Source organism: Streptomyces sp. URMC 129 (assembly GCF_051386415.1).
In the GTDB taxonomy this organism is placed as follows: Bacteria; Actinomycetota; Actinomycetes; order Streptomycetales; family Streptomycetaceae; genus Streptomyces.
Map to the genome: position 1 here is coordinate 1 of NZ_JBPQTQ010000116.1, position 21,119 is coordinate 21,119.

Sequence of the window (21,119 nt, forward strand, 5' to 3'; positions counted from 1 at the left end):
GTCCGGCGCGGTGACCGGGGCGTAGCCGTTGCAGAGCCGGCCGGAGGTCGGCGGGGTCACATTGGAATCGTGGACCGGGTCGTCACCGGCGCGCGGCAGGGTGAACCGCAGGTCGGTGGCGGGCGGCTGGCCCGGTACCCCGCTGGTGTCCGCCGTGCAGACATCGAACTGCACGGTGTACTCGGCGCCCGGTGTCAGCTGGTAGTCCGCGCCGACCCCGCCGAAGTAGTACTCACCGGCGGCATCGGTCGTGGTCGTGGCGACCAGCTCGCCATCGGCGTCCAGGAGGTTGATCGTCGCACCCGGCAGCAGTACGTGCCCCGGGTCCTGGAGGCCGTTGCGGTCGCCGTCGTACCAGACCACGTTGCCGATCTGGATCGGTGCGTTCGCCGCGGCGTACGCGATGTCGCCGAGGCCGCCGGCCTTGCCGAACCCGTTCTGGTTCGGGCCGACGAACTCGTACGCGTTGTTCACCGGGTCGTTGCCGGGGCCGAGGCCGGTGGCGACGTCGTAGTAGCCGGTTCCGTTGGTGATGACCCGGCCGGTCGGGTCCATCTGGGTGCTGACGATCCACTGCTGCTGCGGGATGTAGGCGACCGATCCCAGGGCGGACTCCTGGTGCGGCCCGGGCTGGGTCGCGGAGCCGCCGTTCGGGAAGAAATCACCGGGGAAGTACTCGACGACGCTGCCGGGCTGGACGCCGTCAAGGGTCGGGTCCGTGGCGTGGTCGGGGCAGATTCCGGTGCCTTCCCAGTCGTACCCGCCGTCGGGCCTGGCGCAGGCCATGCTGATGTCGCCGCCGGCCATCCCGTTCTGCGGTGTGTCGTTGCCCGGCCTCGGGTCCAGCCCGCCCCAGCTCACGACGTCCATGAACCGGTCGCGGAAGCCGAGGATCAGCGAGCCGTCGCGGGTGAAGGCCATACTGGCCAGCTCCGGCTGCGGATTGATCATCGCGCCGCCCACCTGGAAGGAGTCCCAGTCCGCCAGGTCGGTGTTCCACGGGTTCCAGTGGTTGACCTGGTCGCGGCCGGAGTTGTTGGTGAACACGCTGCCGCGCTCGAAGTCCAGCGGCTGGGACAGCACGGTGGTGAATTCCTCGCCGTCATAGGTGGCGACGACGGCCCTCAGGTCCGCACGGTCCTGTGTGCTCTCGGCGCTGCACACGCCCCCGACATACAGGCTGCCGTCGTGGGCGGCCACACTGAACGGACGCCAGTCCCCGGCCGACGCGCAGCCCGGGTCGGGGATCGGCACGGTCTCCTCGGGCGCCGAGGCCGTGGGCCCGGTCGCGTCGAAGCTGACCAGGCTGCGGGTGAGCAGGTTCACCGCGTACAGGGTCGAGCCGTCCTCCGACAGGGCCAGGCCGCCGATGCTCTCCTTCCCCGGCGCGTCGGTGAACCCGGCGTCCTTGATCAGGTTGCCGGTGTCGTGCGGTGTCTCCGTGGCGTCCGGCACCGTCGCGAACAGCGTCGGGGCGCCGCCGTCGGCCGGCTGGACGTAGATCGCGCCACCGCCCTCCGGCCCGTACTCGGTGTACCGCCGCGCGAACGCCGACTGGAACAGCCGGTCGCGGTACCGGTCGTAGGCCAGCCCGTAGGTCGTGCCCACCTGGTCCTGGGTGTTGAGGACCTCCGGGCACGCCTCCTGCTCGGGACAGGTGCCCCGGGCGTCCGTCCCGAACGCCACCAGTGCCCGGGTGTCCGTCCCGCCCGCGCCGCTCTGGATCGGCACGAAGTAACGGGAGTCGGGAAGTGCGTAGTCGGCCGGGTTCCATACCCCGGTGGTCACCGAGTCGTCCTTGCCGTCCGAGACGTCCACGTACGTGGTGAAGCTGTCGAAGTGGTTCGGTTCGGTCGAGGCGGGCGCCGCCCGCAGATAGTCCTGGTACGGTTCCGGGACGGTGACATCGACCCGGTACCGGCCGCCGGTCAGCTCGCTCGACGGCGGCACGACGACCCTTCCGGTGACATCCGTGACACCGGTGACACGGTTGCCCGCGGGGTCGATGACATCGACCTGGATTCCCTGTTGGGGCACGTCCATGGTCGCGTTGATCACGCCGGTGCCGAAGAAGTCCCGCAGGACCTCGACGGTCAGGGTGCCGTCGGAGGCCGCGGCTCCGGCCTGCCCGGCGCCGGCCAGGGTCGCGCCCGCGCCGCCTCCTATCAGGAGCGCGCCGGACAGCCCCATCCGCAGCAGTACACCTAATCGCATAGCGCTCCCCTCATCCTGAGCCAATGCAAACTCAGCAACTTACGCGCAGAGACTACAAGTTGACGGGCCGTAGTGGCTGGCCAACCGCGAAGTTCATGGGGGCCACGGTGCGAACTGTTATGCTCACGCCGCGTGCGGAGCATATGGAGTAGGAGAGCCCGGGACGTCAAGGCGCGGGGCATCAAGGCGCGGAGCCGCAGCGCGCGGAGCACCAGCGTCAAGCAGCGTCGCCGGTGGCCACGATTACGTTGGGCAGCGGCAGCCGCCGTCTGCGTCGCGGCTGCCGCTGCCGGCGCCTTCGTCCTCCTCGGCGACGGCGACGGCCCTGCCGCCCCGCGGGCGTTGACCTCGGACGAAGCGAACCGGCTGGCAGTCACGCGATTCCTCAACTACCAGGCCGGAGGCCGGGCAGTGACGATCAACGTGCCGAACGTCGCCGGTGGGCTGGTCATCACCGCGTCAGTCGACTACCGCACCCACACTGGTTACGGGGTGGTGCGAGGGACCGGGCGCGACACGTCCAGCGACGGGCTGATCCAGTGGACGCCCACCACCGTCCTCGTCCATCCCATGGCGGACCCCCCGGCGGTTGTCCCGGCGTCGCCGCCCGCGTCCGGTTGGCACAGCCGTCCGCTGCTGACATCCGGCATGACCCTGGACAGTGCGCTGGCCATCGTGCTCGAGCTCGGCAGCGACCGGCCGGACAACGCCGCGCTGCTGCCGCAGAACGGCGCCACCTGGGTCGGGCAGGAGCAGGTACGCGGCCATCGGACGGACATCATGAGCGGGCCGCGTGCCCAGGCCGACTCCGGTGCCGATGTCCCTGGCGGCGACACCAGCACCAGTACGTCACAGACCGTGCGGTACTGGATCGGCTCGGACGGCACCATGTACCGGGTCGAGGCCGATATCGCCTCCGCGCCCGAGCCGGTGGTCTTCGACTTCGACACCCAGGCGTATGTCCCCGTCCAGCCGCTGCCGGGAGCCACCCCGGCGCCGTAGCCGCCGCTCACGAGGTCTGTACCCGCGCGCCGTCGGCGAGCAGTGACGGCGACGGCAGCGCGATGTCCGCGATGACCGGCAGCACCGGAACGTCCGGCACGACGGTGGCGCCGGTCGTGCCGGCCCCCGGGAACTCCGGCTGCGGGCCGGGCTCGGCCACGTCGGTGAAAGGAATGCCCGCGGGCGCCGCCGGGCCGCGCCAACTGCCGGAGGGCGTGGGGGATGTGGCGGGGACAGGGCAGGACGCGGTGGACGCGAGCCCCGCGGGCACGGTCGTCCGAAGCTCGTTCCCCTCCAGGCAGTTGCCCTGTCCCCCGGTGGCGGTCGGGAACGTCCAGCCGATGTCGACGCCGTTGGCGGTGAAGGTGTTGTCCGTGATCTGGTTGCGGTCCGCCGTCAGGTCGGCGGTCGCGGTGATCACGAGCCCGGCGTTGCTGTTGCCGGTGACCCGGTTGCGGATGAACCGGTTGTCGCTGCCGCCGTCGACGCCGATGCCGATGCCCCAGCCGCCGTCGGCCTGTTCGGGGGTCTGCGGCTGCTGGTTGTCCGCGATCAGGTTGCCCGCGATGACGGCGTCGCGCTGCGGGAGCAGTTTCTCCTGGTGGTCGGAGTTGATGGTCAGTCCGACACGGTTGCCGACCAGACGGTTGCCGACCACATACATGTCACCGCTGGCGTTGGTGCCCTCGTAACCGACCGCGTTGAGTTCGGAGACGTTGTCCCGCACCACGATCCGGCACGGCCTGCACTGACCGACATAGATCCCGGAGTCCGCCCCGCCCGAGGTGTAGGAGTGCTCGATGACACCGTTCTGCGCGGAGAACGCGTAGATGCCATAGAGGCCGTTACGGGTCGCGGTCACATGCGATACCCGGAACGAATCCAAGAGGTTGACGGGTTCGTCGCCGGTGTCGTAGCCACCGCTCCCCGGCAGTGCGTCGACCGCCGCCGCCGAACCGGTGACCAGCACCCCGTTGTGCGTGTTGTTCCGCACGGTCAGGTTCTCCACGGCCACCCCGGGCGCCGTGACCACCACACCGTTCGGCCGCCGCAGCTGCCCGTCGATGACCACCTCTGCCCGGGACTCGCCCCGCAAAGTGATGCGCTCCGTGTCGATCAGCACCGACTCGTGGTACACGCCCGGCGCCACCAGGACCAGGTCACCGGGCCGGGCCAGGGACACCGCGTCCGAGATCGTCGGAGCGTCGGCAGGCACCCGGATCGTCACCTCCGCGCCGTCCGGCCGCCGACCCTCGCCCGATCCGTCGTCGCCACCGCCGCTGCATCCGGTCACCAGCGCCAGTGCGCCCAGGGCAGCAGCCGTCATCACGCGAAGAGCTAATCGAGACATGATCCCAGTCTGGCACGGCGTCGCCCCGCTGGGACGTCGAACTCCCGCCAGCACCATGCTGGTTGAGCGGCAGTCTCAGGCCGGGTGTGGCATGGTACGCATCATGCACCGTGCCGACCGTCCCCCGTCACGCCGCGCGTTCCTCGATGCCACGGGTGTCACGGTGGCCGCCGGTCTCCTCGCCGGGTACTCAGGGGACTCCGCCCGGTCCGACCGGTCCGGCGATCCCGCCCCTTCCGCGTCGGCCACGCCCACGCCGGTCGCGCCCACGCCGGTCGCGGTGACGGGCCGGTATCAGGCGGGCGTGACGCTTCCCCGGTCGGCCCAGCCCCACCTGCTGGCCCTGGTGGCTGACCTCGGCGCCACGGTGATGCCCGGCCCTCTGCTGGCCGAGCTCGGCGAGACCATCCAGACCCTCACCGCCGGGTCCGACCCACGGCTGCTGGGCCTGTCCCCCGGCGATATGACCGTGACCGTCGGCGTGGGCCCACGGCTGGTACGGACGGCCGGTGCCACCCTGCCCGGCGCGGCCGACCTCCCGCGGTTCTCCCGCGAGCGTGTCGCCGAGCGGGAACGCGGCGGTGATCTGCTGATCCAGATCTGCGCCGGCGACGCCCTGCTCCTGCCGGTCGCGGCCGCCGCGCTCCTGGACCAGGCCGGCGACCGCATCCAGGAGCGCTGGCGGCAATTCGGACGCCGCGGTGCGGAGGTGCCCGTGGCCGAGGACCGCTCCGCTCCGCGCAACCTGCTCGGTTTCATCGACGGCATCGTGGGCCCGCACACCACCGCCGAGCAGGAACGTGACCTGTGGCTGGCCGACCCTTCCGCGGTCGCCGGCGGCACCCTGGCCGTACTACGGCGCATGGAAATCGACCTGACACGGTTCGCCGCCCTGTCCGTCGCCGAGCAGGAGGCGGTCTTCGGGCGGCGCCGGGCCAGCGGCGTACCCCTCTCCGGCGGCAGCGTCGACTCGGCCCCCGGACTCAGCGCCAAGACGCCCGACGGGCGCTATCTCGTCCCCGTGGACGCCCACGTACGCAGGGCGAACCCCACGGTGGTCGGCGTCGGCCATATGCTCCGCCGCTCCTACAGCATCGACGACCCCGCCCCCGGTCTGCTCTTCATCAGCTTCCAGAACGACCTGCGGACCTTCACGGCCACGCTCACCCGCATGGACACCTCCGACGCGCTGCTGCCCTTCACCACCACGACCGCCACCGCGACCTTCCTGATCCTCCCCGGCTACGACGCGCGACGCCCGCTCGGTTCCACCCTGTTCGGCTGATCCACGATCACCACATGTGACCTCCGCAGCTACGAATCGACCGCATCCCCGAGAAGCTGTTGTCCTTCCCGGCTTGAGAACTGTGTTTCCGCTGGTCGCGTGTAGGGCGGGAGGTCCCGTGGGAGGAGCGGCCTTGTTGTGCTGTCGCTCCTCGGGAGGTCGTGGATGCCGTCGGTGGTCGGTCTGTCGGGACACCGTGAGCTGAATGCTCGCCGTTGTTCGGACTGCGACCGCAAGCTCGCCCGCCACCGCGCCGCCCTGGAAGCCGGAGCCGACCCCGCCCTGGTCGCCACCTGGAGCCGCGAGGTCCGGGCCGAGCGACTGGCAGCCGAAACCCGGCTGAAGAAGATCAACAGCCCCACCAGCCTCACGCGGCGGATGACCCGCCAGGAGATCAAGGACCTCGTCGACGCTGTCGGCGGCCTGCCGACCGCACTGCGCCGGGCCGACCCCGCCGCCAAGGCGGAGGTCTACCGCCATCTGGGGCTACGCTCGACCTACGACCGCGAAAAGAAAGAGGTGCTGGCCGAGTACCGGCCAGCACCACGCGGTGGTGTACTGGTCGTGTCCGAGGGGGGACTTGAACTGCCACCCCGGACACCAGGTCACCAGGTCTCTGACCCGCGATGATATCCCTCGGCTAGCGGCGGGAGCGGCCAAGTGCTTCCTGCCCTCCACCTGGGCCTTTCTGACTGCTCCCGACCGCTGTTGTGCACGCGTTGTCCACGCCCAGCCCGCCGGGCGAGTCGTGAGACTCATTCATTCGTCTGCTGGGAGCCCATCAGCCTCCTGGGCTCCGGAGTCGCCCGGACTCGCAGCCGTGCTCGGCGGGGGGAACAATGCCAGGTGAGCCCGTGCGGCGTCGGACAGGCTGTCCAGGAGTGCCTTGCCCTTGGCCGCGGTGGCGAGTGAAGGGCGGCCGATGATGCCGTTGTTTGTGTAGCCGGCCATGCCCAGGGTGAGCAGGTGGGGCCGGGACGGCGCTGAGTGGTCGCTGTCGGCTATGCCGCTGCCCACGAGATGAGGTGCACCGTGGAGCAGCAGCGAGACCTCGAACTCCCCGCCGTGCATGTCGTCGTCGCTGCTGCTTTCGAGACAGGCATCCACGCGGGCCTGGCGGCGGTCCTCCGGGGCCGGGAAGAGGGCGACGCGGGCCCCGGCGACGTTGAGTTCCTGGACGGCGTTCCCCAGGACGTAGTTGCCTCCGTGCCCGTTGACGATGATCAACCCCGGCACACCGGATGCCTCCAGTGACCGCCACACGTCGTTGACGAGGGCGTAGAGCGTCGTCGCACTGATGCTCACCGTGCCGGGCATGGCGGCGTGCTCGTGGGAACACGAGATCGTGAGGGGCGGCAGCAGGAACAGGCCGTAGTCGTCGGCGATTCTGCGGGCGAGGAGGGAAGCGATCACCGTGTCCGTGATGAGCGGGAGGTGATCACCGTGCTGCTCGAAGCTGCCGATAGGGAGCACGGCAACGGCTGAGCCCCGTGCGCGCACGTCAGCGGTGGTTGCCTGCGTCATGAGGTCGTGCATGACCTCAGCATCCCTCATTGTTGCCAGATGGTGAGGTGGCGAAGCCCGCTTGTCGAGCTTGAAACCGCTCCAGGAATTCGTCTATTGCTGGTGACTTGGGCAGTTTGGCTGCGCTATCGGCAAAATTATCCAGCTCGATCATAGTGCGGGCCGATCCGGTCTGGCTGTAGATGGCGAGAGCGTTTGTGGCGGCCTTAGCTGCCTGCTCGTACTCGGTGGATGCGAGGTAGGCGCGGGCAAGGCGTGCGAGGTACACGCCCCGGTCGTTCCGGTAGACCTTGGGGAGCGAGGCCAACTCGGCTTCGAAGAGCGCAACTGCTCGCCTGGCGTCTCCGAGTTCGATCCAGCAGTTGGCTCGTTGCATCTCGATGTACGTCGGTGTGCAGTAGGAGGTATCCAGAGTCGCCTGCGGGTCACTGGGGGTGTGATCCGAGGCCAGTGTTTGGGCCTCGTCGAACTTGGCCAGTGCGGCCTTGGGATTCCGCATGCGTGCGTATGCCTGGGCCTCCTGCTGAACTGCAAGAGCGGTGATCTGCGGCGTAAGGCCCGGTATGCGCTGAGCCGCGCGAGCAAGGCCGACTGCCCTGTCTGATTGCAACTGTGCCGTCGCCTGGTTGGCCTTGCGGAAAAGGATATACGACTGCATACGGTCATCTGCGGCCTCTTGAGCCCATTCCATCGAACGGTCCGACCAGTAGGCAGCGGCTCGGAAGTCCCCCGAGTCTTGAAAGAGCCATCCCAGGAACTCGGCAACCCTGCTGCCCGTGCGAAGCAGGGCCTGCCGCGGATGACTGTTCGTTGCTTCCAGGAGTTGAGTCAGGCTGTGGGCCTGGTGGAGCACCGGAGGGATGGCTATCCGTGCGCCGAAGTAGTTCGCGCCCCGGTAATGCTGGGGAAGTTGGCTCTCAATCAGGGACAGGGTGAACTCGCTGTCCTGGGGACTGGCACCGGGATGCGACGACCACGTCTGGGTGGCGATGGTGTGCGGTCCCCACTCCTCGGGACGGCGAGCCACGGCGGGTGCTGCTGCCCCCAGCACGTTGCCGGACTCCCAGACGCGCGGGGCAAGGCCGAGCATATGACCCGGGATGCCGAGCCCATCGGCTACGCGCTCAATCACCGTCATATCTCGGAGCGTCCGTTGTCCCTTCATCACCTCACCGACCCGACTGGGCGTCAGCTCACAGCGTCGAGCGATGAGCGACGGGTAAACGCCCACCCGTTTGACAAGCTCGAAGATTCTGGCGAAGTTCCGGTCCTTGCAAGCTCGAACCATCTCGTCGTCGCGCAGCAGCCGCTCCGGGAGTCCAGCCGACGGACGGGATTCAGCCATGGGAACGCTCCAGTGATGCGATCACGTGAAGTGTAGCCGAAGTTCTACAGGCTGTGATCTGCCCAAGGTGGGTAATCAGCTGGGGCTGGTGCGGTCTGAGCGCGAGTACCAGGCTTTGGCGCGAGATACCGCACGGTGGCCAACGCTACGGACAGCCGGGAGGGTCGATGCGGGTTCGAGCAGTCCAGGCCGCAGCTGGCCGTGACACACATGCATGGCGGATGTCGGTTCGTGAGCAGGAAATTCAGCAGTGGCGGCGGGTGGTTCGGGGTGTGCTGGTGGGCTGGGGGGCTCCACGAGAGTCCATTGAACTGGGTTGCTTCGGGGTGTCGGAGCTGCTGACCAATGTGCTCCGGCATGTGCCTGACCCGCGGTGCTGCCTGGAAGTGACCAGTGCTGGATATCAGGCCGTGGTCTCGGTCTTTGACCGTTCGAGTGCCTTGCCCGAGGTCAGGGAGCCGGAGTGGGGGGCGGAGTCGGGGCGTGGGCTGTGGCTGCTGCGGGAGATGGCCGGTGAGCTGTACTTCCTCGCGGCTGAGAGTCCCTGGGGGAAAGCCGTGTCGTTCCGTTGTCGCCTGTCCGGCGAGGAACGGGAGGCGCTGTGACCGAAGTGCTTCCTGTCGCATTCCGGGCGGAGTTCATCGCGTACTCGTGGTCTCCGGAGCCTCGGATGCTTCACCTGGGTGACGCGTTCTCGACCGAGGTTTCCGCGGTCCAGGAGTGGGTGCGGAGCCGGGGGATCGCCGCCACCGACTCCCTTACCGATGACGATGCGGTGGCCCGTAAGGCGATGGACGGCTGGAGTCGTGAAGTGGCCAGCGAGGAGACGTCGTTCCGTCTGGCGGCTGGTGAAGTCTTTATTTATTCATTCTCTTCCTCCTCGCTGGTCTGGGAGCTGTCGCTTCGCCCGGTACCGACAGTGCTGGTGGCCACTGGCACGCTCGGCCCCGGAGGCAGCTCATGAAGAAGCTGTCGCGGTGGGAGGCGTGGCGCCTGTCCGTCGAGATGTGGTGGCACCTGCATTTCCTGTGGTCCTGGCCTGTGTTGCTGGTGAGCCCGCGACGGCGGCGCATCCGCCGGGAGAGTGCCAGGCGGTCGGCCGATCCCCGCTTTGCGGAAGAGGGTCGGGCGGCGATCGTCGCGGCGGTGGCGTTGAAGCGCCTCGCGGAGACGCCGGAGGACGAGCTGCTGGCCCGCATCTTCACCGACGACACCGACGACACCGGCGAGCACGACTGAGACTTCGCCGTGCTGTCGGCGAATCAGCAGTTCCGTATCCAGTGAAAGGGAATTCATGCACGTCGAGTCTGACTTCACCTGCCCGCCGCGGCGTCGGTCGGCCGGTCTGGCGCTCATCCGTAGCGACAAGGGGCGGGTGTTGCTGGTGGAGAAGGCGTACAAGAGGGGCGCGGACCGTTTCGGGCTCGTCGGCGGCAGCGCACGGCCGGGGGAGCATGCTGCGGCGGCCTGCCGGCGGGAGGTGTTCGAGGAGACGGGGCTGCTGCTGGTTCCGGGCGCGCTCCTGGTCGTGCACTGGATGCCCGCGAACGGGGAGGTGAAGGAGGGGACGAACCACGTCTTCGACTGCGGCACTGTCCCCGAGGACACCCGGATCGTCCTGCCGGAGGACGAACTCGTGGACTACCTGTGGGTTTTCCCCGAGTACCTGAGCGACATCGTTGCGCCCTACACGGAGTGGCGTATCAAGGCCGCTCTCGAAGCCCTGGGCGGGGCTCCGGTGCGCTACCTCGTCGGCCACCCGGAAGCGAACGGAACGGTGGCCGCGTGATCCGGGTCGAGAGGGAGCCGGGAGCGTCGAGCCTGCTGGTGATCTCCCTCCCCGGGGTCGAGGTGGTCATGTCCCGCACGCCGCCCGCGTCTTCCCGGGCCGTGGTGATCGATCTGCTCGGCAGGCTGGACGAACGCTGGTACTGGACGTATCAGGCCGCCCCGGACTGGAACGCGGTCGGTCGGCTGGACGAGTGGTGGTACGCCCTGCACCGCAGGGCGCTGCGGTGGCTGGGCGAAGACCCCGGCAAGGCGGACGCCATGTATCCGGACCGTCCTCCGGCCCATCCCTGTCCGCACGAAGCTGCGGCCATGGAGGCGTTGACGGCCGAGGAAATGGGCGGCCAGGACGACTCTCCTCACTGAGGCGAGTTATCGAGGAAGCGAACAGCCCGGACTAGCCAAATGGCCTGGCAGGCGTTTGTGAAAAGCGCTGATTGTCGGTTCGGATCCGACTCCGGGCGCACCACCCCCCCCATGGCGTACGTCGAGTCCGATTCGCAGGAGGAAGGCGCGATGAATCAAACGGAACACCAGAACCGCGTGAAACTGCCCGAGAGTCTGACGAACGAAATGGGCAAGGTGGCGGCAACGCTTCCCGACTGGCAGTTGGACGCTGGATTGCTGTCACCGCGTACCTGGGCGGAGTACCGCTCGGCGCTCCGGGGTCTGACCGGTATGAGCGAGGTGATCGCCACGTGCGACGCGCTGCTCAACCAGGTGGGCGGCGATGGTTTCGCCGTGCTGGAGCTGGGCCCGCTGCTGGACGCCTGCGGCTCCCCGGAGAACGGTCTGCGCGCGGTGACGGCGCTGTTATCGCTTCTGGCGAGCCCGCTGCGGGCATTCGACCGGTGGCCGCTGTGGAAGCCGCTGGGGACGAACACGGACATCGATCCGATGCGTGCCACCGGTACCGGCTACAACCCGTTGCACATCGACGTCGTGAATTCCACCCTCCCCCCGGACTACAGCGCTCTGTTGTGTATCCGGCCCGACCCGCGCGGTCGGGGCGAGAGCCTGGTATCCCAGCTCCGTCGCGCCGTCTCCCGTCTCGGGCCTGCCGACCTCAGGCTTCTGTCCGAGGAGGCGTACCGGGACGGCAGCTTCCACGACCTGACGGGCGTGGGACGCGAGTGGAACCCTTTCCCCGTCCTCGACGGCCTGTCCAAGAGCAAGGGCTTCGTCCGTTTCACCGCCAAGATGCTCGCTGGCGCCGACCCGGACGATCCGCATACGAAGGCTGCCCGCGCCCTGGAACAGGAGCTGATCGCGCAGCAGCGCCGCTTCCTCCTCAACCGGGGGGACTTGGTGATCGTCAACCAGCACCTGTGCTGTCACGGTCGCGAACCGCTCGGCGACGGCCAGGAACAGCTTCACCCGGACGAGCGGCGCCTGCTGCTCCAGATCTTCCTGCGGAACCCGGAGGCGACGGTATGAAGGTGACCCTTCCCCTGGTCAGCGGGCCGTCCGGGCAGCTACCGCGGATGGGGCTCGTTGTCTGGTTGGCGGATCTCACCTACACCCAGCAGGGCATCTCCGCCGAGACAATGCCGCAGGCCGTGGCCGGGATCGCCACATATGCCGCCGGCCGCATGAGGTTCGCGGAGCCGGTGCGGATCTTCAAGTACCCGGAAGCGCTCGCCGAAGCCCTCGACGGCCACCGTGCGCCGGATGTGATCGGCTTCTCGCACTACATCTGGAACGCCAACCTGGCCCTCGAATTCGCCCAGGTGATCAAGGAACGGTCCCCGCAGACCGTCGTCGTCCTGGGCGGTCCGCACTATCCGCTCGACGCCGACCAGCAGGCCCGCTTCTGGCACGAACGGTTCGACGGGATCGTGGACTTCTACGTGGAGGGCGAGGGCGAGGAAGCGTTCGCCGATCTGCTTCTCGCTCTCCAAGACGGCGAGGTGACGCCCGGAAGCATTCCCGGCGTGCACTTCATGACCCATGACGGCACGCTGGCGGCCTCGCCGCCGCGACCCAGGCTCCCGCATCTGTCGTCGGTTCCGTCGCCCTACGTCGCCGGTCTGATGGACGAGTTCTTCGACGGCCGTCTCGTGCCGACTGTCCAGACCAACCGTGGCTGCCCCTTCAAGTGCACCTTCTGCCAGGAAGGCACCGCCTACTTTCAGAAGGTCGCCCAGAAGCCGCACGATCGCATCGAAGAGGAGCTGCATTACATCGGTCGGCGCATGCAGCCGCTCATCGAAGCCGGCACAGCGCGCAACGAGCTGCTGATCACGGACAGCAATTTCGGCATGTTTCCTCAGGACGCCGAGACCTGCCGGGTCCTGGCCGAGTGCCGCCAGTTATACGGCTGGCCGCGCGTCATCAACGTGACGACGGGCAAGAACCAACGCGATCGTGTCCTGTCGGCGGTCGCCCAGGTACCCGGTGCCATCAGCCTGTCCGGTGCCGTGCAGTCCCTCGACACCGACGTCCTGGCCGCCGTGGAGCGCGAGAACATCGATGCCGGAAAGCTCATGGCCATCGCCCTGGCCGCACGCCAGTCCGGCGCCAGGACGCACAGCGAGGTCATCCTCGCTCTCCCCCGGGACTCGAAGGAACGGCACCTGAACGCACTGCGGGAACTGATGGACGGGGGCTTCGACCGCATCAACATGTTCCAGCTCACGCTGCTCCCGGGCTCCGAGATGAGTGCCGATATCTACCGGCGCGAACACGGCCTGATTACCCGCTGGCGGGTCCTGCCCCGGTGCTACGGCCGCTACCAAGTGGCCGGCCGCGAAATTCGGGCGGCCGAAGCCGACGAAGTCTGCGTCAGCGTCCTGCCGAGCATGAGCTATGTGGACTACAAGGAATGCCGCCTGGTCAACCTCCTTGTCGCTACCCTCTACAACGACGGACTGTTCCGCCTGATCCTGGCCCTTCTCCGTGCCCACCGCGTCTCCCCGATGCGCTGGCTGGAGACCGCACGGGCACTCCCGCAGGGCCCGGCTCTTCGGACGGTGATGCGTGCCTTCGCCGACGAGACCGACACCCAGCTCTGGAACAGCCGCGAGCGGCTTCTCGACTACGCCCGCGGCCACATCGATGCCTACATCAGCGGCGAGCTGGGCAACAACCTCCTCTACACCTACCGCACCCGGCTCATCACCGAAGCCCTGGCCGATACCACGGCCCTGGCCGCCGAAGCCTGCCGACAGACGCTCACGGGACCCCACCCGACAGTCACCGAGAATGACCGGCTCGTGGCCGAACTGGTCACCGAGGCCGCCGAATTCCACCGCCTCAAACTCGCCGACATCTTCCACACCGATCCTCCGGCCAGGCTCACTCAGACGGCACGCTTCGACCTGGACCGACTCCTGGAAGACGCCCGCCTCGACACTGCCGACCCGGACCCGCGCACCTATCTCCTCAGCAAGCCGGGCGTGCGAACCTTCACCCTGAGCAGCGAGCAATGCCGCACTCTGGCCACCTACACCGAGCAGTTCGGACGAACGCCGTGGGGCATCGGCAGGGTTCTGACGAAGGTCGGACTGACTGATATCGTCCGAGTCCACACACCCCACGTCACGGACCCGTCGCCGTCCGAAATGGAACTGCCTTCTCCATGACCGCAGACCTCGACCACCGTCTCGCCGCCCTCGACCGGCCCTTCCGGCTCATCGTCACCGGCGGCGGGACGGGCGGGCACACCTACCCCGCCCTCACCGCCATCCGCACCACCCAATCCCGACTGGCCACCCTCGGTGTCGGACTAGACGTGCTGTGGGTGGGCACTCCCAACGGTCTGGAAGCCCGCGTTACCGCGGCCGAAGGCATCCCCTTCCGCACCGTCCAGACCGGCAAGATTCGTCGCTCGGCCAACCCCCTGCGCATGCTGTCCGCACAGAACGTCAAGGACATGGCCCGCGTCCCCATCGGCGCGGCCCAAGCGCGCTCGATCGTCGCGGACTTCAATCCCGATGTCGTGCTCTCCACGGGCGGCTACGTCGCCGTGCCCATCGGCCTGGCAGCCAAGTCGCGCCGCCGCCCCCTGATCATCCATGAGCAGACCGTCCGCCTGGGCCTGGCCAACCGCACCCTCGCCCGCGCCGCCACTCGCGTCGCTGTCTCTTCGCCTTCCACTCTGGCCCTGCTGCCCGACTCCGCCCGGAAGAACGCCGTGGTCACCGGCAACCCCGTCCGGCCTGAAGTCCTCACTGGACAGCCGGACAAGGCCGTCGCCGCCCTCGCCCTGACCGGCTTCGACCGGCGCCTGCCCACTGTCTACATCACCGGCGGCGCGCAGGGCTCGGTCCAGATCAATACCCTGGTCCGCGCCATCCTGCCCTGGCTCCTGTCCCAGGCCAACGTCATCCACCAGTGCGGCGCCACCTCCATCGAAGAAGCACGACAGCACGCCGCCCAGCTTCCCGCCGAACTCCGCGACCACTATCACGTCACGGATTTCGTCGGCCCCGAACTCCCCGACGTCCTGGCCCTGGCCGACCTCGTGATTTCCCGCAGTGGCGCCGGTACCATCGCGGAACTCACCGCCCTCGGCAAACCAGCCGTGTTCATCCCCCTTGCCACCTCCGCCGGCAACGAGCAGGAGCACAACGCACTCCACCTCCAGAGCGAGGGCGCCGCCTCTGCACTCACCGGCGACAACGCGACTCCCGAGGGCCTGCGACAAGCCGTTGGGCCTCTGCTTGCCTCCGCGGAACTCCGCACCCGAATGGGCGCGGCAGCACGAGGACTCGGTCACCCCGACGCCGCGGAGCACCTGGCAACGCTGCTCCTGAGCACCGGACTTACCGACTGAAGGACCGGTTGCCCGGTCGACCCAGAGCGATTACTGCCTGGTTCTCGCCGGCGCCTTCCGCGCTGAAGGCTTCCGCAAGGGCGTGATGATCGCCATGCGGGACTGCGGCAGGGCAATCGGCCTGGCGTGGTGCATCAGGGCTTTCAAAGGTCGGCGGCCGGTGGCCGAGAGGTGAAAGATGGTGGGCCGGGGTGCGATCACCTCGGCCGCTTCTGGGTGTCGCTCCCACAGTTCCGGGCAGTCCTTGTCCTTCAGCACATCGGCCATGAGAGCGTCCAGGCGGTCCCGGTCGACATGCGGGTCCAGCGCGCACATGCGCAGGCCAGCAAGGAACTGCCTGGCCACACACTCCCAGTTGTTTCCGCACACTGTACGGCCCTCCCGGGACAGCAGCACGAAACGGGCCGAATTGGCGCCCTTGCGCTTCACATAGGGCATCCAGGTGGCCCACGCGTCGTTGTAGGCGAGCACGTCCCAATACAGGTCTGTGACGATGGCGGGTAGCGGTGCAACGCTGTCGAGAAGGAGCTGCAAGTCCTCCAACGCCTCCTCACTGGCCCGGCTCGGTTCGGAGTGAAGCCCGAAGCCGCGGAAGAGAACCCCACGCTCTTCGGCGTCGAGTCGGAGGACATCAACCACGCGCCCGAGCATGAACGGGTTCGGGTGGAACTCGCGACCGGATTCGAGAGCCCAGTACCAACGGGCACTGAAATTCGTGATTGGCGCGGTCCGCCACGGCCTCCTGGGAGAGCGCACGCTTCCGGCCCTCCTGACGTCCAGCTCGAAGCCGCCACGCCTTGAGCTGAGCGGGCATTCCATCGGGATCGTCTGCCCGGCGCCGTGGGCCTTGTCCCGCCACTGCGCAGCACCTCCTCGCCAGCCGCAACTTCCTCCATCGTCGGACTGGGGGCATGGGCACTGCCAACCGCCGAAAGCCGATCGAGTGACACGGGCCAATGAATGCATGAAGTCAGAGCCGGGCAGCCACTTACTCCACTCGATTGTCGATGGCCCCTTCATGGGGCCTATACTCCGCGCCATGGCTAAGAAAGTTGTCACCGTCTACACCGATGACCTCACCGGCAAGGAAGCCGAGGACGTCAGCACCCACACCTTTTCGCTCGACGGCGTGAACTACGAGATCGACCTGACCGAAGCTTCCTACGCCAAGCTGGCCAAGGCCCTCGGCCCGTTCATCGACGTCGGCCGGAAGACCGGCCGCACTCCGCGGGCCGGTGCTGGGGCCAGGCGTCCGACGACAAGCACGTCTGAGGACTCTGCCAAGATCCGAGAGTGGGCGAAGGAGCAGGGCCTGGAGGTCAGCGAGCGCGGCCGGGTGCCGGCCAGCGTCCGCGAAGCCTACGCGAAGGCCCACTGACCTACCGGACGTTGAAACCGGAACCGGCCCCCACCTTCGAGGGAGGGGACCGGAAGTGTTTCGACCAGGTAGATATAGAACCCCTCACAGGAATACGTACCTGTTAATTCCAGGGTTTGTTCACGGATGAATGCAGGTCTGTGGTCGAGGTCACCGGATTCTCGACCACCAATTCATTCACTCATGGAGCCGCCGGTGCTTGCGGCTGAGCCGGAGCGGGCTGGCCAGCGGTGTTCGCCGCAGCCCGCGACGCTCGCTCAACCGCCTTCGCCTGGGCTCCGTCGTTCCGCCGTAGGACGAAGATAGTCACCAGAGCGAGGAGACTGGGGCCGGCGAACATCGCCGAGAGCCAGGGCTGTCCTGCTGTGCCCAGGACCACCGCGCCGACGAGCATGCCAGCGCCGATGATGAAGCCCGCGACAAGGCCGAGCAGGTACAGCCGATGGGCTCGTGCGGCCTGAACCTCCAGGCGCTTCGACTCCTGCATCTTCAGCTCGTGGGTGGTGGTGGAGGAAGGCAACATCTACTACCTGCGTCGCCTGACCAAGGACGGCGACGACAACGCCCGCATCTACGTCGATCAGGCCCTCATGAACGTCCTCAAGCGCCAGAAGGGGCGCCAGGAGGCCGAGAAGGCCCGTGTGGGAGAGGCGTGGAACGACCACGACCTCGTGTTCGCCCGGGACTCCTTCAAGCTCCGCGATCCGGCCAAGCTGGGCGGGCCGCAGGATCCCCAGAAGGTCTCCGGCCGCTGGCGCACCCTGCGCAAGCGGCTCGGGTTCCCGGAGAAGTTCCGGCTCCACGACTGGCGAGCCAGTCTCGTCACCAACGATCTGGACAACGGCGAGAACCCCGCCGAGGTCTCCGCCAAGGTCCGCCACCACTCGCCCGGCTACACCATGGCCCGCTACGGCAAGCGCCGCGAGGAAGGCGCCCGCAAGCTCGCCGCCTCGAACGCCGGCCGGATCGGGCTGGCCACCATCGCCTGACAAGCAAGATCGTTTACGGGCTGGTCACGCCGCTGGTCACGGAGGCCGTTTCGCAACAGAAAAACCCCAGCTCAGCCGGGGTTTCTGTGAGTGTCCGAGGGGGGACTTGAACCCCCACGCCCTTAAACGGGCACTAGCACCTCAAGCTAGCGCGTCTGCCATTCCGCCACCCGGACGGGGTGATCACCGCGGTGCCGTGGTAAGCCGCCGTGACATGGGCAACCATACCAAGTTTCGTGGGCTGCTCTCACCATCGTACCGGTGGGTAAGCGGATGGCTTCGCGGCGTTACCGGCCGTCGAGGTGGGGGGTCATCCGGGTCGAGACGGCGATCCGGTTCCAGGCGTTGATCGTCACGATGGCGCCGATCAGGTGGGCCAGCTCCTTCTCCGGGAAGTGCTTCGCCGCCCGCTCGTACACCTCGTCCGGGACGAAGCCGTCCGTGAGGAGCGTGATCGCCTCGGTCAGGGCCAGGGCCGCCCGTTCGCGTTCCGTGTAGGCGCCGGGCACCTCCTCCCAGGCGTTCAGCAGATAGAGCCGCTCCTCCGTCTCGCCCGCCGCGCGGGCGTCCTTGGTGTGCATGGCGATGCAGAACGCGCAGTGGTTGAGCTGCGAGGCGCGGATCTTCACCAGCTCCAGGAGCGTCGTGTCCAGGCCCTGGCGGGCGGCGCCGTCGAGGGTCCGCATCGCCCGGTAGACGGCCGGGGCGGCCTGGGAGAGGTCCATCCTGGGGGAGTGGTCGTGTGCGGTCATGGCACCGACCCTAAGGCCGGGGCGGACCGGTGCCGTGGTCCACTTGCGGGATGGAATCCTGGGCCACTTCCTGCGGCGGCACCGGCCTCGACCTGCACCTGGACCTCGGCCGGGCGGGCGGCGTGCGGGCCGGGCTGATGCGGGCGCTGCGCGAGGCGATCCGCGGTGGGCGGCTGGCGCCCGGCGCGCGGCTGCCGCCCTCCCGGTCGCTCGCCGCCGATCTCGGCATCGCCCGCAACACCGTCGCCGACGCCTACGCCGAGCTGATCGCCGAGGGCTGGCTCGTCGCCCGGCAGGGCTCCGGTACGCGGGTCGCCCCGCGCGCCGCGTCCCGGGGCGGGCCGGGGGAGCGGCCGGGACCGGCCGCCCGGTCCGTTTCCCGGCCCGCGCACGATTTGCTGCCCGGCCGGCCCGACGCCGGCGCGTTCCCGCGCGCGGCCTGGCTCGCCTCGGCCCGCCGCGCTCTGACGGCCGCGCCGCACGAGGCGTTCGGCCCCGGGGACCCGCACGGCCGCCCCGAACTGCGCCGGGCCCTGGCCGACTACCTCGCCCGGGCCCGGGGCGTGAGCACCGGCGCCGACCGGATCGTGGTCTGCTCGGGCGCCCACCAGGCGCTGCGGCTGCTGGCCGCCGTTCCGCGGGTGCGGCGGGCGGCCATGGCCGTCGAGTCCTACGGTCTCTTCCTCCACCACGAGCTGCTGGCCGCCGAAGGCGTGCGCACGGTGCCGGTGCCCGTGGACGAACGCGGCGCGGACATCGGGGCGTTGGCGGGCAGCGGGGCCCGGACCGCGCTGCTGACGCCGGCTCACCAGTTCCCCACCGGGGCCCCGCTGCACCCCGCCCGCCGGGCCGCCGTCGTGGACTGGGCGCGTGCCTCGGGCGGCCTGGTGGTGGAGGACGACTACGACGGCGAGTTCCGCTACGACCGGGAGCCCGTCGGGGCACTCCAGGGACTCGATCCCGAACGCGTCGTCTACGTCGGGTCGTTGAGCAAGAGCCTCAGCCCGGGGATGCGGCTGGGCTGGATGGTGCTGCCGGGGCACCTGGTGGACGACGTGCTCGCGGTGAAGGGGTCGTGGGAGCTGACCGTGGGGTGCCTGGACCAGCTCACGCTCGCCGACTTCCTCGACTCGGGCGGCTTCGACCGGCACGTCCGGCGGATGCGCGGGCGCTACCGTCGCCGCCGCGACCAGCTCGTCGCCACCCTGGCCGAACGGGCGCCGCACCTGCGTGTCACCGGCATCGCGGCCGGGCTGCACGCCGTGCTCGAACTGCCCCCGGACACCGAGGAGTCGGTGCTGGAACGGGCGCGGCGGCGGGGCATCGCCCTGGCCGGGCTGGGCCGTTTCCGTCACCCGGCCGGCGTCTGCCCGCCCGCCGACGGGCTGGTGGTCGGCTACGGGGGGCCGCCCGACCACGGGCTCGCGGCGGCCCTCGACGCGCTGTGCGGGATCCTCCCGCCCTCGATCAGCGCTGTCTCGCCGCCGCCTGGGCCGCCGCGGAGGCGCCGAGCGCCTTCAGCCACGTCGGGCCGTTGAGCAGCTCCAGCAGCAGGAGCAGCCGGGTCAGGGGGTCCCACTCGTCGCCGGACCCGCCGTGCGGTCCGGGCACCGGGAGGCCCGGGGCGACCAGCAGTGCCCACACGGCCTTCCCGTGGTGATCGGGGGTGGTCCAGCCCCAGCTCTCGGCCAGGGACTCCAGGATGTGCAGGCCGCGGCCCGTCTCCTCCAGGTAGTTGGGCTCCTTGACCAGAGGAACGTCGTGCCCGGGGTCGAACACCGCGCACAGCACGGAGCCACCGCAGTGCAACAGGCTGAGCAGGATCGGCTGTTCGGCGCTGGCGGGCGGCAGCGGGTTCGGGCGCCGCGCTGCGGGCAGCCCGTACCGCAGAGCGTTGGTCACTAACTCCGACACGACGACCGTGGCGTCGTCCACCAGGTCCCCGAGTCCCCAGTTGAGCAGGGTCGACCGGGTCATGCTGCGGGCCGTGCCGGGCGTCTCGGCCGATCCGGCCAGGGGAAACGTCGCGAATCCCGCCGCGTCAACGGTCCCGTCCCTGTCCCGTGGCGCCCGGTACGGCGCCATGGCGGCGAACGGGAGAGCTGTCATCACGACCTCCGCGGCGATCCTGGCTGCCTGTCCCCGGGCAGCGGCTCCGTCAGCCCATCCTTGTCGACACAGGGTATCGCTGCAAGTACACCTGAAAGAACGAATGCAAGAACAGATGCAAGAACGCTCGAATCTGGGGCAGTATTCGGTCAGAAGCCGTCCATCACCCCCCACCCCAGGTGGCCAGTGCACCAGAAGCAGAAGTAGGAGTGGACATGCCGGAGTTCGTCAACGGTGTCCCCGCGGGCCGCATCGAAGGAGCGGTCTGGCGGAAGAGCGGCCGGAGCAACCCCAACGGGAACTGTGTCGAGGTGGCCGGGCTGCCCGGCGGCGACGTCGCCGTCCGCAACTCCCGTGACCCGCAAGGCCCCGCGCTCATCTACACCCGGGCCGAGATAACCGCCTTCGTCCTCGGCGCCAAGGACGGGGACTTCGACGACCTGATCAGCCGGGACTGACTGATTCACCCTGAGTATCCCGGGGGCGACTGTACGCCTAGCCCGAACAGTGCAACACTTGGGCGCGATTTCAACACTCTTCCCCCCACTTCTTCACGGTGGGGAAAGTCCGGACATGATCAACCAAACTGTCCATGGGTGTCCGGC

Annotated in this window: 23 protein-coding genes and 2 tRNA genes; 16 read left to right on the forward strand and 9 right to left on the reverse strand. The window is 68.7% G+C overall.

Features of this window, described 5'->3' with window-relative positions; genetic code table 11:
• Positions 1–2,214, reverse strand: a 2,214-nt coding sequence (locus tag ACSNOC_RS21545) for an SdrD B-like domain-containing protein (protein ID WP_436749172.1), incomplete at its 3' end; no start/stop codon positions are given.
• A gap of 342 nt (positions 2,215–2,556) precedes the next feature.
• On the opposite strand from ACSNOC_RS21545, the gene ACSNOC_RS21550 reads away from it, so the two are divergent.
• Positions 2,557–3,216, forward strand: coding sequence for a hypothetical protein (locus ACSNOC_RS21550; RefSeq protein WP_436749173.1), 660 nt, complete (start codon positions 2,557–2,559; stop codon positions 3,214–3,216).
• 7 nt (positions 3,217–3,223) lie between these two features.
• On the opposite strand, the gene ACSNOC_RS21555 is transcribed toward ACSNOC_RS21550, so the two are convergent.
• Positions 3,224–4,567, reverse strand: a complete 1,344-nt coding sequence (locus tag ACSNOC_RS21555) for a right-handed parallel beta-helix repeat-containing protein (RefSeq protein ID WP_436749174.1) — start codon at positions 4,565–4,567, stop codon at positions 3,224–3,226.
• A gap of 103 nt (positions 4,568–4,670) precedes the next feature.
• Here ACSNOC_RS21555 and ACSNOC_RS21560 point away from each other — a divergent pair, with 103 nt between their 5' ends.
• Complete coding sequence (locus ACSNOC_RS21560; RefSeq protein WP_436749175.1) at positions 4,671–5,852, forward strand: Dyp-type peroxidase; 1,182 nt, start codon at positions 4,671–4,673, stop codon at positions 5,850–5,852.
• A 138-nt stretch (positions 5,853–5,990) separates the two neighbouring features.
• Positions 5,991–6,482 (forward strand): hypothetical protein, encoded by a 492-nt coding sequence (locus tag ACSNOC_RS21565; protein WP_436749176.1) that lies wholly within the window; start codon positions 5,991–5,993, stop codon positions 6,480–6,482.
• 129 nt (positions 6,483–6,611) lie between these two features.
• On the opposite strand, the gene ACSNOC_RS21570 is transcribed toward ACSNOC_RS21565, so the two are convergent.
• Both ACSNOC_RS21570 and ACSNOC_RS21575 read right to left on the reverse strand, forming a co-directional pair.
• Complete coding sequence (locus tag ACSNOC_RS21570; protein ID WP_436749177.1) at positions 6,612–7,388, reverse strand: creatininase family protein; 777 nt, start codon at positions 7,386–7,388, stop codon at positions 6,612–6,614.
• 4 nt (positions 7,389–7,392) lie between these two features.
• Entirely contained in the window at positions 7,393–8,721 is a 1,329-nt protein-coding gene (locus ACSNOC_RS21575) for a hypothetical protein (protein WP_436749178.1), read from the reverse strand.
• A gap of 221 nt (positions 8,722–8,942) precedes the next feature.
• On the opposite strand from ACSNOC_RS21575, the gene ACSNOC_RS21580 reads away from it, so the two are divergent.
• The 9 genes from ACSNOC_RS21580 (at position 8,943) to ACSNOC_RS21620 (ending at position 15,286) form a co-directional block, all read left to right on the forward strand.
• Positions 8,943–9,326 carry an ATP-binding protein gene (locus tag ACSNOC_RS21580; protein WP_436749179.1) on the forward strand — a complete coding sequence of 128 codons (384 nt, stop codon included), beginning with the start codon at positions 8,943–8,945 and terminating at the stop codon, positions 9,324–9,326.
• The gene (locus ACSNOC_RS21585; RefSeq protein ID WP_436749180.1) at positions 9,323–9,685 is read left to right on the forward strand and encodes a hypothetical protein; all 363 of its coding nucleotides are present in this window, start codon (positions 9,323–9,325) and stop codon (positions 9,683–9,685) included. Before ACSNOC_RS21580 ends, ACSNOC_RS21585 begins: the two co-directional genes overlap by 4 nt.
• Positions 9,682–9,960: a hypothetical protein gene (locus ACSNOC_RS21590; RefSeq protein ID WP_436749181.1), complete on the forward strand. Its 279-nt coding sequence runs from the start codon at positions 9,682–9,684 to the stop codon at positions 9,958–9,960. Before ACSNOC_RS21585 ends, ACSNOC_RS21590 begins: the two co-directional genes overlap by 4 nt.
• A 55-nt stretch (positions 9,961–10,015) precedes the next feature.
• The gene (locus ACSNOC_RS21595; RefSeq protein ID WP_436749182.1) at positions 10,016–10,510 is read left to right on the forward strand and encodes an NUDIX domain-containing protein; all 495 of its coding nucleotides are present in this window, start codon (positions 10,016–10,018) and stop codon (positions 10,508–10,510) included.
• Positions 10,507–10,875: a hypothetical protein gene (locus ACSNOC_RS21600; RefSeq protein WP_436749183.1), complete on the forward strand. Its 369-nt coding sequence runs from the start codon at positions 10,507–10,509 to the stop codon at positions 10,873–10,875. Before ACSNOC_RS21595 ends, ACSNOC_RS21600 begins: the two co-directional genes overlap by 4 nt.
• 24 nt (positions 10,876–10,899) lie before the next feature.
• A tRNA-His gene (locus ACSNOC_RS21605) sits at positions 10,900–10,973 on the forward strand.
• Between the two features lie 13 nt (positions 10,974–10,986).
• Complete coding sequence (locus ACSNOC_RS21610) at positions 10,987–11,946, forward strand: TauD/TfdA family dioxygenase (protein WP_436749184.1); 960 nt, start codon at positions 10,987–10,989, stop codon at positions 11,944–11,946.
• Positions 11,943–14,093, forward strand: a complete 2,151-nt coding sequence (locus ACSNOC_RS21615; RefSeq protein ID WP_436749185.1) for a B12-binding domain-containing radical SAM protein — start codon at positions 11,943–11,945, stop codon at positions 14,091–14,093. The genes ACSNOC_RS21610 and ACSNOC_RS21615 overlap by 4 nt, the downstream gene beginning before the upstream one ends.
• Positions 14,090–15,286, forward strand: a complete 1,197-nt coding sequence (locus ACSNOC_RS21620; protein ID WP_436749186.1) for a UDP-N-acetylglucosamine--N-acetylmuramyl-(pentapeptide) pyrophosphoryl-undecaprenol N-acetylglucosamine transferase — start codon at positions 14,090–14,092, stop codon at positions 15,284–15,286. The genes ACSNOC_RS21615 and ACSNOC_RS21620 overlap by 4 nt, the downstream gene beginning before the upstream one ends.
• A 30-nt stretch (positions 15,287–15,316) precedes the next feature.
• Here the strand turns inward: ACSNOC_RS21620 and ACSNOC_RS21625 are convergent, their stop codons facing one another.
• On the reverse strand, positions 15,317–15,925 hold the full coding sequence (locus ACSNOC_RS21625) for an MmyB family transcriptional regulator (RefSeq protein ID WP_436749187.1): 609 nt from the start codon (positions 15,923–15,925) through the stop codon (positions 15,317–15,319).
• A 400-nt stretch (positions 15,926–16,325) separates the two neighbouring features.
• Here ACSNOC_RS21625 and ACSNOC_RS21630 point away from each other — a divergent pair, with 400 nt between their 5' ends.
• Complete coding sequence (locus ACSNOC_RS21630; protein WP_436749188.1) at positions 16,326–16,664, forward strand: histone-like nucleoid-structuring protein Lsr2; 339 nt, start codon at positions 16,326–16,328, stop codon at positions 16,662–16,664.
• Between the two features lie 181 nt (positions 16,665–16,845).
• Here the strand turns inward: ACSNOC_RS21630 and ACSNOC_RS21635 are convergent, their stop codons facing one another.
• Positions 16,846–17,151 (reverse strand): hypothetical protein, encoded by a 306-nt coding sequence (locus tag ACSNOC_RS21635; protein WP_436749189.1) that lies wholly within the window; start codon positions 17,149–17,151, stop codon positions 16,846–16,848.
• Between the two features lie 13 nt (positions 17,152–17,164).
• Here ACSNOC_RS21635 and ACSNOC_RS21640 point away from each other — a divergent pair, with 13 nt between their 5' ends.
• A complete protein-coding gene (locus ACSNOC_RS21640; RefSeq protein ID WP_436749190.1) occupies positions 17,165–17,653 on the forward strand; it encodes a hypothetical protein in 489 nt (162 codons plus the stop codon).
• Between the two features lie 91 nt (positions 17,654–17,744).
• On the opposite strand, the gene ACSNOC_RS21645 is transcribed toward ACSNOC_RS21640, so the two are convergent.
• Positions 17,745–17,829: transfer RNA gene (locus ACSNOC_RS21645), tRNA-Leu, on the reverse strand.
• A 111-nt stretch (positions 17,830–17,940) separates the two neighbouring features.
• The gene (locus tag ACSNOC_RS21650) at positions 17,941–18,405 is read right to left on the reverse strand and encodes a carboxymuconolactone decarboxylase family protein (RefSeq protein WP_436749191.1); all 465 of its coding nucleotides are present in this window, start codon (positions 18,403–18,405) and stop codon (positions 17,941–17,943) included.
• Between the two features lie 50 nt (positions 18,406–18,455).
• Here ACSNOC_RS21650 and ACSNOC_RS21655 point away from each other — a divergent pair, with 50 nt between their 5' ends.
• Positions 18,456–19,943: a PLP-dependent aminotransferase family protein gene (locus ACSNOC_RS21655; protein ID WP_436749192.1), complete on the forward strand. Its 1,488-nt coding sequence runs from the start codon at positions 18,456–18,458 to the stop codon at positions 19,941–19,943.
• Here ACSNOC_RS21655 and ACSNOC_RS21660 read toward each other — a convergent pair.
• The gene (locus ACSNOC_RS21660; protein ID WP_436749193.1) at positions 19,873–20,514 is read right to left on the reverse strand and encodes an ATP-binding protein; all 642 of its coding nucleotides are present in this window, start codon (positions 20,512–20,514) and stop codon (positions 19,873–19,875) included. The genes ACSNOC_RS21655 and ACSNOC_RS21660 overlap by 71 nt on opposite strands.
• Before the next feature lie 215 nt (positions 20,515–20,729).
• Here ACSNOC_RS21660 and ACSNOC_RS21665 point away from each other — a divergent pair, with 215 nt between their 5' ends.
• The gene (locus tag ACSNOC_RS21665) at positions 20,730–20,972 is read left to right on the forward strand and encodes a DUF397 domain-containing protein (RefSeq protein WP_436749194.1); all 243 of its coding nucleotides are present in this window, start codon (positions 20,730–20,732) and stop codon (positions 20,970–20,972) included.
• The last annotated feature ends 147 nt before the right edge of the window (positions 20,973–21,119 follow it).

Excerpts from the sequence above, each read along its gene's own strand:
- ACSNOC_RS21650 (WP_436749191.1), bottom strand. The coding sequence starts at position 18,405 with ATGACCGCACACGACCACTCCCCCAGGATGGACCTCTCCCAGGCCGCC.
- ACSNOC_RS21615 (WP_436749185.1), top strand. The coding sequence starts at position 11,943 with ATGAAGGTGACCCTTCCCCTGGTCAGCGGGCCGTCCGGGCAGCTACCG.
- ACSNOC_RS21620 (WP_436749186.1), top strand. The coding sequence starts at position 14,090 with ATGACCGCAGACCTCGACCACCGTCTCGCCGCCCTCGACCGGCCCTTC.
- ACSNOC_RS21595 (WP_436749182.1), top strand. The coding sequence starts at position 10,016 with ATGCACGTCGAGTCTGACTTCACCTGCCCGCCGCGGCGTCGGTCGGCC.
- ACSNOC_RS21655 (WP_436749192.1), top strand. The coding sequence starts at position 18,456 with ATGGAATCCTGGGCCACTTCCTGCGGCGGCACCGGCCTCGACCTGCAC.
- ACSNOC_RS21570 (WP_436749177.1), bottom strand. The coding sequence starts at position 7,388 with ATGCACGACCTCATGACGCAGGCAACCACCGCTGACGTGCGCGCACGG.
- ACSNOC_RS21660 (WP_436749193.1), bottom strand. The coding sequence starts at position 20,514 with ATGACAGCTCTCCCGTTCGCCGCCATGGCGCCGTACCGGGCGCCACGG.
- ACSNOC_RS21635 (WP_436749189.1), bottom strand. The coding sequence starts at position 17,151 with ATGCAGGAGTCGAAGCGCCTGGAGGTTCAGGCCGCACGAGCCCATCGG.
- ACSNOC_RS21665 (WP_436749194.1), top strand. The coding sequence starts at position 20,730 with ATGCCGGAGTTCGTCAACGGTGTCCCCGCGGGCCGCATCGAAGGAGCG.
- ACSNOC_RS21575 (WP_436749178.1), bottom strand. The coding sequence starts at position 8,721 with ATGGCTGAATCCCGTCCGTCGGCTGGACTCCCGGAGCGGCTGCTGCGC.
- ACSNOC_RS21580 (WP_436749179.1), top strand. The coding sequence starts at position 8,943 with ATGTCGGTTCGTGAGCAGGAAATTCAGCAGTGGCGGCGGGTGGTTCGG.
- ACSNOC_RS21610 (WP_436749184.1), top strand. The coding sequence starts at position 10,987 with ATGGCGTACGTCGAGTCCGATTCGCAGGAGGAAGGCGCGATGAATCAA.
- ACSNOC_RS21555 (WP_436749174.1), bottom strand. The coding sequence starts at position 4,567 with ATGTCTCGATTAGCTCTTCGCGTGATGACGGCTGCTGCCCTGGGCGCA.
- ACSNOC_RS21630 (WP_436749188.1), top strand. The coding sequence starts at position 16,326 with ATGGCTAAGAAAGTTGTCACCGTCTACACCGATGACCTCACCGGCAAG.
- ACSNOC_RS21590 (WP_436749181.1), top strand. The coding sequence starts at position 9,682 with ATGAAGAAGCTGTCGCGGTGGGAGGCGTGGCGCCTGTCCGTCGAGATG.
- ACSNOC_RS21560 (WP_436749175.1), top strand. The coding sequence starts at position 4,671 with ATGCACCGTGCCGACCGTCCCCCGTCACGCCGCGCGTTCCTCGATGCC.